Here is a 12,442-nt window from a genome sequence, read left to right as displayed (position 1 = left end):
ATTACCGGCACTCCTTCACCACCTTCACCCGAAGGTGTGGCGGAGCTAGGGTCAGCATCATGATTGATCACGGTCATGACCTGGCGTCTGTACATGCCGCTACGGAACGGCTGCTCACCGCAGTCGGCAAACTGGACAACGCCTCTGTGACGCAGCCGTCACGGCTTCCCGGCTGGACCCGGGGCCATGTGCTGGCCCACCTCGCCCGCAACGCGGACGCTCTCGTGAACGTCCTCGAGGGCCGTCCCATGTACGTCTCCGGCGAGGCCCGGGACGCCGACATCGAGCGGGACGCCCCGCGCCCCCTCGACGTCCACCTCACCGACCTGCGCGAGAGCGCGGCCCGCCTGCAGGAGGCCGGGGCCGCTCCGGCGGACTGGTCGCGCACGGTGGAGCTGCGGGGCGGGGTCACGGACTCCGCGTCCCGGGTTCCGTTCCGGCGGTGGGTGGAGGTGGAGCTGCACCACGTGGACCTGGGGATCGGGTACGAGCTGGAGGATCTGCCGGCGGAGTTCACGGAGCGGGAGATCGCCTTCCTCGCCGACCGGTTCGCCGGCCATCCCGACGTCCCGCCCACGCGCCTCACCGACGGCACGCGCGCGTGGCGCACCGGACGGGAGCACGGCGACGGGCCCGAGGTGCGCGTCACGGGCTCCCCGGCCGACCTGCTGGGCTGGCTCGCCGGCCGCCGTTCCGGATCCGCGCTGACGGTGGACGGCGGCAGGCTTCCGGCGCTGCCCCCGCTGTAGGGTCCGGGCCACTCCCCCGCTATAGGCTGGCGCACATGACGTACAGCGGACAGGTGACGGTCGGCGGGCCCGCCGACGTGCACGAGCTCAAGGACCTGATGATCACCAAGATCGCGGTCGGTCCGATGAACAACAACGCCTATCTGCTGCGCTGCCGGGCCACGGACGAGCAGTTGCTGATCGACGCCGCGAACGAGGCGGAGACGCTGCTCGGCATGATCGGTGACGACGGCATCGCGTCCGTCGTCACCACCCACCGGCACGGCGACCACTGGCAGGCACTCGCCGAGGTCGTCGCGGCCACCGGCGCCCGCACCTACGCGGGCCGGGACGACGCCGACGGCATCCCGGTGCGGACCGACGTGCTGGTCGACGACGGCGACACCATCCGGGTGGGGCGCGTGGAGCTCACCGCGCGCCACCTGGTCGGGCACACGCCCGGTTCGATCGCCCTCGTCTATGACGACCCCCACGGGCATCCCCATGTGTTCACCGGCGACTGTCTGTTCCCCGGCGGTGTGGGCAACACCCACAAGGACCCCAAGGCGTTCGCCAGTCTCATCCACGACGTGGAGACCAAGATCTTCGACGTCCTCCCGGACGAGACGTGGGTCTACCCGGGGCACGGCAACGACACGACGCTGGGCGCGGAACGCCCGCAGTTGCCGGAGTGGCACGCGCGCGGCTGGTGAGGGGCCGCGCGGGGCGCACGCTTGTAAAGCAGTGGGCCGCGCACGCGCCCCGTGTGAATCATTCGCACACACCGGTGTCGTTCGTACGCTCCCCCCGCACGTAGTTGCGCAGTCAACTGGTAGCAGCCCCGCGCAGGATGACGGCTCCTGGGCGGACGGGCCGCCGGTCTGTCGATCCCCGCCCTCGACCGGCGGCCCCGGCGACCGCCGAGGCGCGGGCACGAGGATGATGTCCGTCTAGAAGCCCGGGTCCTTCCACCACCACGCGATGGAGGGGAGGTGGCGAGGGTCCTGTCGGCTGGTGCGAGGGGTGTCCGTCCAGAGGCTGGTGGCTGTCTGGGCGGGAATGCGGTACCGGGGAGCGGGGCCGGGATCGCTTCGCGTGAGGTAGCGCGGGACGTGCAGTCCCCATTCGATGTTGCCGCGGATGCCGTGTCCGAGGTCGGTGAGGTAGTGGCGCAGCGGTGCGCTGGCGCGCGGTGTGATCAGGTCGCGCAGGCTGAGGAAGCGCTCCAGCACTGCGTCGCGCAGGGCGATGGCCTCCTCGATGGCTTGCGGGAGGGAGTAGTGGTGGTGGGCCATGAGGACGCTGATGATGTTCTGTCCGGTCTGCCGGCGGCTGATCTCCCGCGCGTGGGAGTGACGGTCGTTGTCGAGCGCGGCGACCAGAATCGCCATTTCGGTCAGTGCGCAGACCGCGGGTGAGTCCATTTCGCGGTCCGGTACGTCGAGGCCGTTGGCGATTTCGAGCATGGCGTAGGTGGGTTCGCCGCCGGCTGAGTGAAGCCGCATGGTGAGGTAGTCGTCGAGGTCGGGCATGTGGCCCGTGGCGCGGTTGCCGATCTGCCACTGGACGCCGGTGAGCCACGCTCGGTGGGCATGGTGGAAACGGCGGTTCTGAACGGGGCCGGCGGACGCGCGGAAGAGCTCCCCGATCTCGTGCAAGGCTGCCGCGTAGGGATCGGCGCAGTGCAGCGGACCCGGTACCTCCAGGGCGCGCTGGACCGAGAAGGCCATGGAAGCGAACGCGGCGGGATCGGTGGCGAAGGGCCCCTCGTCGCAACGGGCGTCATCGAACGCGAAACCCCAGTAGACCCAGCACGCTGTGATCCACAGCCGCTCCAGGTCGGCGTGCGGGGCGAAGCGGGCGTAGAAGTCGGCGCTGCGGGTGCCGGCGAATCGGGCGCGTTCGGCGTCACTGCGGCACAGGCCGCTTCGGTGGACCCATGCGAGCGCACGTCGCTCGGCCTCCTCGGCCTGCGGGTGGACGGCGGGTTCGATGGGGCAGTAGAACGGTGGGGTGTCGACCGTGGTGGCGGCCACCGGATCTCCTCTCTTCCGGGAGTGACACGCGGCCTCGTGCGACGCAGAGCGGTCAGGCGGTGCGGACAACGGCACGGGTCGCGATGTGGCGCAGGGCGTGGAGGGTCTGCGGGGAGAGCATCGTGCTGTCGAGGGCGCGCAGCGCGGCCTCGTACCGCTCGCTGATCATTCCTTCGACCATGTCCCGGGCACCGGTGCGCTGGAGGATGTGGCGGACCCGCGCGGCGCCCTCGGCGTCGAGGTCCGGTCTGCCGATGTGGGCTTCGAGCGTCCGGCGCTGGTGCGGCGTGGCATGTCTCAGGGCGAGGGCCATCAGCACGGTGGCCTTGCCCGACCGGAGGTCGTCGAGGACCGGCTTGCCGGTCAGGGCGGGATCGCCGAAGACGCCGAGGAGGTCGTCGCGGAGTTGGAAGGCCTCACCGAGGGGCAGCGCGTATGCCGTGCACAGGTCGAACAGCTCTCTGTCGGCACCGGCGAGGGCGGCTCCCAGGTGCAGGGGTCTTTCGACGGTGTACTTGGCGGTTTTCAGCCGGGCGATGGCCATGGCGTGTTCGACGTCGTCGGTGGGCCCCCCGGTGGCCATGAGGTCCAGGTGCTGGCCCAGGAGGACCTCGCCGCGCATGGTGTCGATCAGCGGCAGGACGGTGTCACGTTGCCGTGTGGTCAGACCGGCCGTGTGCATCAGTGCGTCGGAGCAGGTCAGAGCGAGGTCACCGAGGAGGATGGCGGCATGGATGCCGAAGACGTCGGCGTCCGGCCTTGCCCGGTGCCGGGCGGCGAAGGCCCGGTGGGCGCTGGGGCGGCCCCGGCGGGTCTGACTGCTGTCGATGATGTCGTCATGGATCAGCGCGAAGGCGTGGAAGATCTCCAGGCTCGCCGCCGTACGCCACAGGGCCTCCTCACCGTCGCCTCCGCCCGCGGCCTGCCAGCCCAGGACACACAGCAGCGCCCGGATGCGTTTGCCGGGAGCAAGGACGAAGTCCCTCAGCGCCTGGGCCAGCTCGTCACCGCATCCCCGCTGGGACGGCACGGTGGAAGGCGGGCGGCGCAGGAAATCGGCCAGGACGGTGTCGACACGGTCGCGGATGGCGTCGAGGTCGAGCGCCTCGGTGAGGTCTGTACTCATCGGGTTTCCTCAGCACTGTCGGGACTGAGCGAAGTCCGGCGTCGGGGTCACCGGTCTTTGGCGTAGTGGTTCCAGAGCATGGCGGTGGCGAGCGCCAGTGACATGTCCGTCGCTGCTCTGCGTCGGCCGGCGGAGCGGTCCGTCGAGTGGGACCCGTTGAGCGTCATGCGCATGCTCAAGTCCCGGTTGGACAGGTCTTTGGTGATTCCCCGTAGCTGCTGGGGCGCGGCGGTCCCGGCCGAGATCACTTCCAGGGCGGTACGCACGGCCTGCTGAGGGGAGAGGGACTCCTTGACGAGGTCGGTGACGATGCCGACCAGTTCCTCGGAGAAGACGTCGATGAGGGAAAGCTCCGGGCACAGGTGCCGGATGGACCCCTCGATGTTGGCGAAGGACTTGCCCAGGATGGAGACCATCGGGCTGGTACGGATGCCGCGGCGTGTGGAGTGCTGCAGAACGGCGGTGAGCGTCACACCGAAGTTCAGCTCTTCCAGGGAAGCTGTCGCGATCTGCGGTACGAGCGCGGCCATGTCGCCCGCGAACGCCGAGGTGTTCGACCACGGGGTGGCGCTCCCCATGTCGATCCAGGCCCGGGCGGTGCCGGCTCCGTCGTTCATCGCCAGGTTGAGCAGCATCAGCAGGATGCTGTTGCTCATGGGCCGGTCGATGCGTCCGACCATGCCCCAGTCGATCACGGTGGCCGGGTGGCCGGGTGCGACGAAGATGTTCCCCGGGTGCGGATCGGCGTGGAAGGTGCGGTCGACGAAGTAGCCGCGGTACATGAAGGCGAGGAGATCCTGCCCGATGGCCTTGCGTTCCTCGGCGCTGAAGGCGTCCTTGTCCGCCTCCCGGATCGGCGCACCGGGGGCGAGGCCCTGCACCAGGACCTGTCCGGTGGCCTTGAGTACCTCGGGCACCGCGACGTACTCGAAGTCCGCTGCGGCTCTGGCAGCCTCGGTCATGTTCCGGGCTTCCATCACGAAGTCGAGCTCGGGCCGCATCGCGTCGAAGACCACGTTCAGCATGGCCTCGATGTCGATGACCTCGTTGAAGCGCCAGGCCCGGCGGGACACGGAGCGTGACAGGGTGCCCATGAGCTTCATGTCCGCACTGACCGTCTCGCGTACGCCGGGCCGCTGGATCTTGACCGCGACCGGTCGGCCGGACGGCAGCTCCGCCCGGTACACCTGGGCCAAGGAGGCCGTGCCCAAGGGGTGCTCGGTGTCGATGTCTCGGAATTGCCCGGCCCACCCCGGCCCCAACTCGCGCCGGAGGACCGGCTCGAAGTCGCTGAAGGGGGCGGGTGACGCCCCGTCCTGGAGCTTCTCGAACTCGTCGATCATCTCAGGGGTCACGATGTCGGGCCGCGTGGCCAGCATCTGTCCGACCTTGATGTAGAAGGGTCCGAGACTTTCCAAGGCATGACGGATGTTGCGGGCCCGACGTACGGCCCGTTGGTCCTCGCCGCTCGCCGTCCTGCCTGAAGGCGTGACAGTCAGCGCCGCTTCCTGTCGGGCCAGACGCGCGAGCGCCCGCATCAGCAGACGTCCCCGAACCGCGCTCACCGGCCCTGCTCCCGCCCACGGCGGTCCACAGCTCCTGACCCGGCCGCCCTCTCCGGTCGGCGCCGCGGAGGGCGGGCCGCCGGAGGATCAGCGTGCATCACGGATGCGGTCGATACGGTCGGCCAGACGCGCCACCTGGTCCTTCAGGGCCCCCACGTCCTCCGCCTCGCGTGAGCGCGGCACCGGTGCTCCTCCGTCTCCCGGGTGGTCCGACCCTCCCCACCGCCTGTCCATGCGCCCCCGTAGGAGCTCCAACTGGTCCTTCAGCGCGGCGAGATCGTCGTGGTCCCCGGAGGGGTCACCGACGGAACGGGAACGCGGCCTCGACCGGGAATCGGACGCGTAGGGCTCACCTTCGTCCGGCCTCAGCCGGTGATACCCGTCGTCACCACGGCGGCCGCCACGACGAGGACCGCCGTCACGACGACGGCGGCGACCGGGTCGGCGGTCCCAGTCGTCGTCGCAGTCGTCGTCCCAGTCGCAGTCGTCGTCGTAGTCGTCGTCATCCAGGGCCCGACTCACCGAGCGCCGCACACCACATTCGAAATCCCCTGCTCTGTCCAGCGCATCGTCCACGAGGTCCTCCGTGGCGCGCACGATCTTGCGCAACGCATGACTGAACGATGTACGGGAATTGCGACGGGACATGGCACGTACCCTTTCCGGGAATTCGGCAGAAAACCTATCCACCGGCCTGACGCATACAGGGACCGGGAATTCGCGCTGCCCCGGAAGGAGTGGAGAGGGCAGCCTACTGTCTTGATCCTGACCGGCGGAGGCGAACGAAAACAGCCTTTCCTTCGATTTCGCCCAATCGAGGGAGCGCGATTTTCCGGGGGAAATGAGCGCCCAGCGCACGTCGGTCTCACGAGGGGTGGTACGCCGCCATCCCGGGGCTTCGGGGCAGGTGTACGGCTGCACTTCATCGCGAACGGAACCGACTCCCCGAAACACTTACAAGTGCTATTTGATTATCGCCTGGCGGGTCCGGCCGGGGGAAGCAGTCAGCATCAGTGAAAAACAAGCGGAACCAGTCACCCTGAGGCATCAAATGACAGCCTGCGCCAAAAAAACTGTCATTTTAGGTGGAATGGATTTGCGGTTGCGCACCAGGGGATGAAATCAACGAATCCCCAAAATCGACAGGAGAACGGAGGACATCCAATGGCGAGGATCACCAAAATCGAGGCGCTTGTCCGCACTGCCGACGTATCACATGCCGGTACACAGGGATGGGTGTATCTGGGCATCGCCGGCCGTGAGTTCATGCTCGATGCCACCGGAACCGCGAGCGGCACCCGCACCGGTGACAACTGGACCTTCGTGCTCGGTGAGGACGCCAACGTCGAAAATCCCGCCTACAACGACCCGCGAAGGCCGCAGCTCGACACCGACGACCTCGACCGCTACCCCGCCTACCTGAGGTTCGAGCCCGTGGGCCCCGACCCCGCGTGGTGTCTGGAACGCGTCGTCGTCAACGTCAACCCCGACACCGATCACCCCCACACCTTCGACAACCCGAACCTCGCCGACTTCGGGGAGGACCGGCGCCTGTGGCTGGGGCAGGAGTACGGCAAACTCCTCTACCTCAAGCGGTACGACGGCTGACGGACCTGTTCGATCTGGACGACACCCCCATAGATCATCAAGCAGCTTTTCACGCGTGGGCGGAGGAGTTTGCCGGTCTGGCTGAGCCAGTCGGCCTGCTCTGGAGTCAGTACCGTCGCAGGATCCCGGAGCTTGCCACGTGCCGCCCGGAAGGTCTGGACGCGTTGGAACAACTCCGTGGCGGTGGTTGGCGGATCGGTATCGTCACCAACGGGATGGCTGGAGGGCTGGCCGCCGGACTGCGAACGGTCTGGATCAACCCGTCACAACGCGCCGTACCACCTGATCACTGTGGTCCAGAGCTCACTGTTGCCGCTGTGGCCGAAGCAGTTCAGCACCTGCTGTCGGCTGATTGAGGGGCGGCGTGGTGCTGGAACGGGAAAGGCTCACGCGTCGGCGTGCCCCGACCCGGCCAGCGCCGCGACCCGCTCCACGCCGAAGACGTACCCCTGCACCCCGCACCCCGCGATGACCCCGTCGGCGCGCAGCGAGACGTACGAGTGCTGCCGGAACGACTCGCGCTTGTGGATGTTGGAGATGTGGACCTCCAGCACCGGCATGCCGTCACACGTGTTGAGGGCGTCCAGGATGGCGACGGAGGTGTGCGAGTAGGCGCCCGGGTTGATCACGATGCCGCAGTGGTTCAGCCGCGCCTCGTGGATCCAGTCCACCAGCTCGCCCTCGTGGTTGGACTGGCGGAAGTCGACCGTGCCGCCGTGCGCGGCCGCCGCCTTGGCGCACAGGGCCTCGACGTCGGCGAGGGTCTCGGAGCCGTAGATCTCCGGCTGACGCTGGCCGAGCAGGTTCAGGTTGGGGCCGTTGAGGATCATGATCGGGGCGTTGGCCAGGGTGCGGGGCACGGTTCCTCCGGTCCGTTCGCGGTCGGGCGGCCCGGGGCGGACCGCTGCTCGGACCCGGTTTATCACGGTGCGCCGACGGACCGCCGGGCCGTAGCCTCCCGGCATGACGAGCCTCTCCTACCCGCCCAAGCCGTCACCCGGTGACCGCATCGCCGTGCTCTCGCCCTCCTCGGGCCTGCCGGGGCTCTTCCCGCTCCCCTACGAGCTGGGCCTGGAACGGCTGCGCAAGGAGTACGGGCTGGAGCCGGTCGAGTACCCGGCGACCCGCACGATGGGCTCCACGCCGCAGGAGCGGGCCGACGACATCCACGCGGCCTTCGCCGACCCGGACATCAAGGCGGTCATCGCGTCGATCGGCGGGGACGACCAGATCACCGTGCTGCCGTACCTGGACAGGGAGTTGATCCAGGCGAATCCGAAGCCGTTCTTCGGGATGAGCGACAACACGAACCTGCTCACCTACCTCCACAACAGCGGCATCGTCTGCTTCCACGGCGGGAGCGTCATGTGCGAGCTGGGGCGCCCCGGAGCCATGCACCCGCAGACCGCCGAGTCCCTGCGCGCCGCGTTGTTCACCTCGGGCCCCTACGAGCTGCGGCCCGCCGAGCGGTGGCGTGACATCGACCGGGACTGGGCGGACCCGGCGACCTTCGACGCGGAGCCGCAGACCCGGCCCGGGACCGGCTGGACCTGGGTCAACGCCGACCGCGTGATCGAGGGCCGCAGTTGGGGCGGATGCCTGGAGATCCTCGGCTGGCTGCTGATGGCCGACCGGGAGATCGCACACGATCTGTCGGTGTACGACGGTGGCGTGCTGCTCCTGGAGACCTCCGAGGACATGCCGAGCGCCACGGAGGTCTTCCGCACCCTGCGGAACATGGGCGAGCGCGGACTGCTGCGGCGCTTCTCCGCCCTGCTGATGGGCCGCCCGAAGACCTGGTCCTTCGAGCACCCCAACAGCCCTCAGGAGGCCACTGGTTACGCGTCCGACCAGCGTGAGGCCGTGCTGCGCGCCATGCGTACCTATGCCCCCGACGCCACGATCGTCTTCGACGTGGACTTCGGGCACACCGATCCGCAGCTGGTGATCCCGTACGGCGGCACCGTGCGCGTGGACGGACCGGCCCGGCGCATCACGGTCACGTACTGAGGGCCCCAGCGGCCTCCGCGCGCCCCCGTAACCCGGCGTCACGGTGGGTAGTTGACGCGGCATGCACGACGTACGCACCGTAAGGGCACCTTCCATGCCGCGCCTCGCGGCCGCATCGCTCGCCGGCACCGCCATCGAGTTCTACGACTTCTTCGTCTACGGCACCGCGGCGGCCCTGATCCTGGGGCCGCTGTTCTTCCCGACCTTCTCGCCGGTGGCGGGGACGCTGGCCGCCTTCGCCACCTTCGGCGTGGGCTTCATCGCGCGGCCGCTGGGGTCGGTGCTGTTCGGGCACATCGGGGACCGGCACGGGCGGCGGCCGGTCCTCGTCGCCTCCCTCCTGCTGACCGGTGCCTCCACGGTCGCGGTCGGCTGCGTGCCGACGTACGAGACGATCGGCGTGGTCGCTCCGCTGCTGCTGCTGGTGCTGCGTTTCCTCCAGGGGCTGGGGCTCGGCGGGGAGTGGGGCGGGGCCGTGCTGCTGACGGTGGAGCACGCCCCGGCCGGGCGGCGCGGGCTGTGGTCGAGCTTCCCGCAGGTCGGGCCCGCGCTGGGGTTCCTGCTCGCCAACGGCGTGGTGCTGGGGCTGTCGGCGACGCTGTCCGAGGCGCAGTTCGCCTCATGGGGGTGGCGGGTGCCGTTCTGGGCGGCAGGGGTGCTGGCCGTCGTGGGGCTGTGGCTGCGTTCGTCGCTCGCCGAGAGCCCCAGCTTCCTCGAGATCGACGACCACGCGCGCGTGCCGCTCGTCGAGGTCCTGCGCGACCACTGGCGGCTCCTGCTGCTGACCGGCGGTGCACTCGCGATCGGATATGCGATCTTCTACACCGTGACGACCTGGTCACTCGCCTACGGGACGGAACGGCTCGGGGTGAGCCGCAGCGTCATGCTGACCTGCATCATGGGCGCGGTGGTCGTGAAGGGCGCGCTCACGCCGCTGGTGGCGCTGCTCGGAGACCGGTACGGCCGACGTCCCCTGTGCCTGGCCGGATGCGCGGCCGCCGCCCTCTGGATGTTCCCGATGGTCGCGCTCCTCGCCACCGGCGCGCCGCTGCCGATGTTCCTCGGGTTCCTCGGTGCGATGCTCGCGTTCATCACGATGTTCGCCGTGATCGCCGCGTATCTGCCGGAGCTGTACGAGCCGCGGGTGCGCTGCACGGGCGCCGCGGTCGGCTACAACCTCGGCGGGGTCATCGGGGGCGCGCTCACGCCGATCGTGGCGACGGCGCTGGCCGAGCAGGGCGGGCGGGTGCCCTGGGGCGTGGCCGCGTATCTGACGGCGATCGCGCTGCTCAGCCTGGGGTGCTTCGCGCTGCTGCCGGAGACGCGTCCGGTGCCGGTGACGGCGGCCGCGGAGCCGGCTTCGGGATGACCTTTGCTGTGATGCGCGTAAACGCTTGCGTGAGCGTTCACGCGTTTTCGCGCGCCCACGGCGAGCGTCTACGGGTTGATCGCAAGCTCCAGATACGCCGCGAACAGCACCAGATGGACCCCGCCCTGGAGCGGCGTGGCCCGGCCCGGTACCACGGTCAGCGAGGCCACCACCACGGTCAGGGCGAGCAGCACCATGTGCGTGGCGCCGAGGCCGAGCACCAGCGGGCCGGACAGCCAGACCGAGGCGAGCGCGACCGCTGGGATGGTCAGGCCGATGCTGGCCATGGCCGAGCCGAGGGCGAGGTTCAGGCTGGTCTGCACACGGTCGCGGCGGGCTGAGCGCAGCGCGGCGATGGTCTCCGGGAGCAGCACCAGCAGCGCGATGATCACACCCACGACGGCGTGGTGCAGCCCGGCGGCCTCCACCCCGGACTCGATGGTGGGCGACACCCCTTTGGCCAGGCCGACCACCCCGACCAGAGCCAGGCCGAGCAGCCCCAGGCTGATCAGGGCCGTACGGGCGGACGGCACCGCCGCGTGCTCCTCCGCGCTGATCACCTCGCCCTGCCGGGTGATCGGCAGGAAGTAGTCCCGGTGCCGTACGGTCTGCGTCGCGACGAACAGTCCGTACAGGACCAGTGACGAGAGCGCGGCGAAGGTCAGCTGGACGGTGGAGAATTCAGGGCCCGGCTTGCTCGTGGTGAACGTCGGCAGGACCAGGCTGAGCGTGGCCAGGGTGGCGACGGTCGCGAGTGCGGCGCCGGTGCCCTCGGGGTTGAAGACGGCCGTACCGTGCCGCAGGGAGGCGACCAGGAGGCAGATGCCGACGATGCCGTTGCAGGTGATCATCACGGCTGCGAAGACCGTGTCGCGGGCCAGTGTCGAGCTCTTGCCCCCGCCGTCGGCCATCAGGGTGACGATGAGGGCGACCTCGATGATCGTGACAGCCACGGCGAGGACGAGGCTGCCGAACGGTTCGCCGACCCGGTGCGCCACCACCTCGGCGTGGTGCACGGCGGCCAGGACGGCTCCCGCGAGGACCAGGGTCACCAGCGCGACGACCGCGGCCGGCAGATCGCGCCCCCAGGTGAAGATCAGCAGCACGGCCGCGAGCAGGGGCACCAGGGTCGTCCACTGTGCCGTGAGCGGCCTGCGCCGAGCGATCATGCAGTGATCGTCGCAGACGTGAAGGGGCCCCGCACCCCGGTCGTGCGGAGCCTCTTCGCGCGTGCCGCGGGGCTATGCGAGTTCGCGCTCGGCCACGAGGTCGCAGTTGGTGTAGACCCGCTCGCCGATGCAGAGCGCACCCAGTTGCTCGGCCATCCTGCTGGTCTCGGGGTCGTCGCTGTTGCGCATGGCCTCCTCGTAGGAATCGAACTCGATCAGCGCCAGATAGCGGCGCGGATTGTCGCGGTCCTTGAGGAGCATCCGCTGTGTGGGGCCGCCCGGCCGCCCGGCGAAGCGCTTCGCTGCCTCGTCGAGCACCTGCTCCATCTCGTCCAAGCGCTCGGTCTCGAAGTCGATGATCTGTACGAACTTCACGGCACCTCCAGCCGGCCACGGCGTTCCCCAGGCCGGGAAACGCGCTCAAGGAACAAGCAAGCACCGGGACCGGCGGTCGGCAATTCGCCGACCACCGGTCCCGGTGATGGTTGTTCCTACGTCCGACGTGGTCAGACGTCGATGCTGTCCTTCGGAGCGCCTCCGCTCTGCGCCTGCGCCGCCTCGGCCGCCGCCTGCTTCTTCGAAGCCCGCAGACTGGTGATCGTGGTGACGATCAGGACGGAGCAGATCACGCCGAGCGAGACCGGAATGCTGATCTCGGGCACGTGCACCCCGGACTCGTGCAGCGCGTGCAGCACCAGCTTCACGCCGATGAAGCCGAGGATGATCGACAGGCCGTAGCTGAGGTGGACCAGCCTCTTCAGCAGGCCGCCGATGAGGAAGTACAGCTGGCGCAGGCCCATCAGGGCGAACGCGTTGGCCGTGAAGACGATG

Annotated in this window: 12 protein-coding genes and 1 pseudogene; 5 read left to right on the top strand and 8 right to left on the bottom strand. The window is 69.3% G+C overall.

Annotation, left to right across the window (positions count from 1 at the left end):
- Positions 1-59: 59 nt before the first annotated feature.
- A complete protein-coding gene (locus GTY47_RS01130; protein ID WP_029181149.1) occupies positions 60-749 on the top strand; it encodes a maleylpyruvate isomerase family mycothiol-dependent enzyme in 690 nt (229 codons plus the stop codon).
- A gap of 35 nt (positions 750-784) precedes the next feature.
- Positions 785-1,441, top strand: coding sequence for an MBL fold metallo-hydrolase (locus tag GTY47_RS01125; protein WP_010039656.1), 657 nt, complete (start codon positions 785-787; stop codon positions 1,439-1,441).
- A 237-nt stretch (positions 1,442-1,678) separates the two neighbouring features.
- Here GTY47_RS01125 and GTY47_RS01120 read toward each other — a convergent pair whose 3' ends face one another.
- The 4 genes from GTY47_RS01120 to GTY47_RS01105 all read right to left on the bottom strand — a co-directional run bounded on the left by GTY47_RS01120 (position 1,679) and on the right by GTY47_RS01105 (position 5,961).
- Positions 1,679-2,764 carry a hypothetical protein gene (locus GTY47_RS01120; protein ID WP_010039654.1) on the bottom strand — a complete coding sequence of 362 codons (1,086 nt, stop codon included), beginning with the start codon at positions 2,762-2,764 and terminating at the stop codon, positions 1,679-1,681.
- A gap of 52 nt (positions 2,765-2,816) precedes the next feature.
- Entirely contained in the window at positions 2,817-3,890 is a 1,074-nt protein-coding gene (locus GTY47_RS01115) for a polyprenyl synthetase family protein (RefSeq protein WP_010039653.1), read from the bottom strand.
- Positions 3,891-3,937: 47 nt separating this feature from the next.
- Positions 3,938-5,308, bottom strand: coding sequence for an AarF/UbiB family protein (locus GTY47_RS01110; protein ID WP_231911187.1), 1,371 nt, complete (start codon positions 5,306-5,308; stop codon positions 3,938-3,940).
- A gap of 512 nt (positions 5,309-5,820) precedes the next feature.
- On the bottom strand, positions 5,821-5,961 hold the full coding sequence (locus GTY47_RS01105) for a hypothetical protein (protein WP_158688410.1): 141 nt from the start codon (positions 5,959-5,961) through the stop codon (positions 5,821-5,823).
- 730 nt (positions 5,962-6,691) lie between these two features.
- Here GTY47_RS01105 and GTY47_RS01100 point away from each other — a divergent pair.
- The gene (locus GTY47_RS01100; protein WP_010039649.1) at positions 6,692-7,063 is read left to right on the top strand and encodes a hypothetical protein; all 372 of its coding nucleotides are present in this window, start codon (positions 6,692-6,694) and stop codon (positions 7,061-7,063) included.
- Positions 7,064-7,449: 386 nt separating this feature from the next.
- Here the strand turns inward: GTY47_RS01100 and aroQ are convergent, their stop codons facing one another.
- Positions 7,450-7,923 (bottom strand): type II 3-dehydroquinate dehydratase, encoded by a 474-nt coding sequence (aroQ, locus tag GTY47_RS01095; RefSeq protein WP_010039648.1) that lies wholly within the window; start codon positions 7,921-7,923, stop codon positions 7,450-7,452.
- Between the two features lie 103 nt (positions 7,924-8,026).
- On the opposite strand from aroQ, the gene GTY47_RS01090 reads away from it, so the two are divergent.
- The gene (locus tag GTY47_RS01090; protein ID WP_010039646.1) at positions 8,027-9,073 is read left to right on the top strand and encodes a S66 peptidase family protein; all 1,047 of its coding nucleotides are present in this window, start codon (positions 8,027-8,029) and stop codon (positions 9,071-9,073) included.
- A gap of 94 nt (positions 9,074-9,167) precedes the next feature.
- Positions 9,168-10,442: an MFS transporter gene (locus GTY47_RS01085; RefSeq protein ID WP_010039644.1), complete on the top strand. Its 1,275-nt coding sequence runs from the start codon at positions 9,168-9,170 to the stop codon at positions 10,440-10,442.
- Positions 10,443-10,510: 68 nt separating this feature from the next.
- Here GTY47_RS01085 and GTY47_RS01080 read toward each other — a convergent pair whose 3' ends face one another.
- The 3 genes and pseudogenes from GTY47_RS01080 to GTY47_RS01070 all read right to left on the bottom strand — a co-directional run.
- On the bottom strand, positions 10,511-11,611 hold the full coding sequence (locus GTY47_RS01080) for an ionic transporter y4hA (RefSeq protein WP_010039642.1): 1,101 nt from the start codon (positions 11,609-11,611) through the stop codon (positions 10,511-10,513).
- A 72-nt stretch (positions 11,612-11,683) separates the two neighbouring features.
- Positions 11,684-11,986, bottom strand: coding sequence for a hypothetical protein (locus GTY47_RS01075; protein ID WP_010039640.1), 303 nt, complete (start codon positions 11,984-11,986; stop codon positions 11,684-11,686).
- Positions 11,987-12,117: 131 nt separating this feature from the next.
- A pseudogene (locus tag GTY47_RS01070) lies at positions 12,118-12,442 on the bottom strand (TerC family protein); the annotation flags it as partial.

The sequence above is a fragment of the Streptomyces sp. SID5464 genome, from assembly GCF_009862985.1.
GTDB lineage: Bacteria > Actinomycetota > Actinomycetes > Streptomycetales > Streptomycetaceae > Streptomyces > Streptomyces chartreusis_D.
The sequence above is the reverse complement of the archived record's forward strand: the minus strand, read 5'-3'. Positions and strand labels throughout refer to the sequence as shown.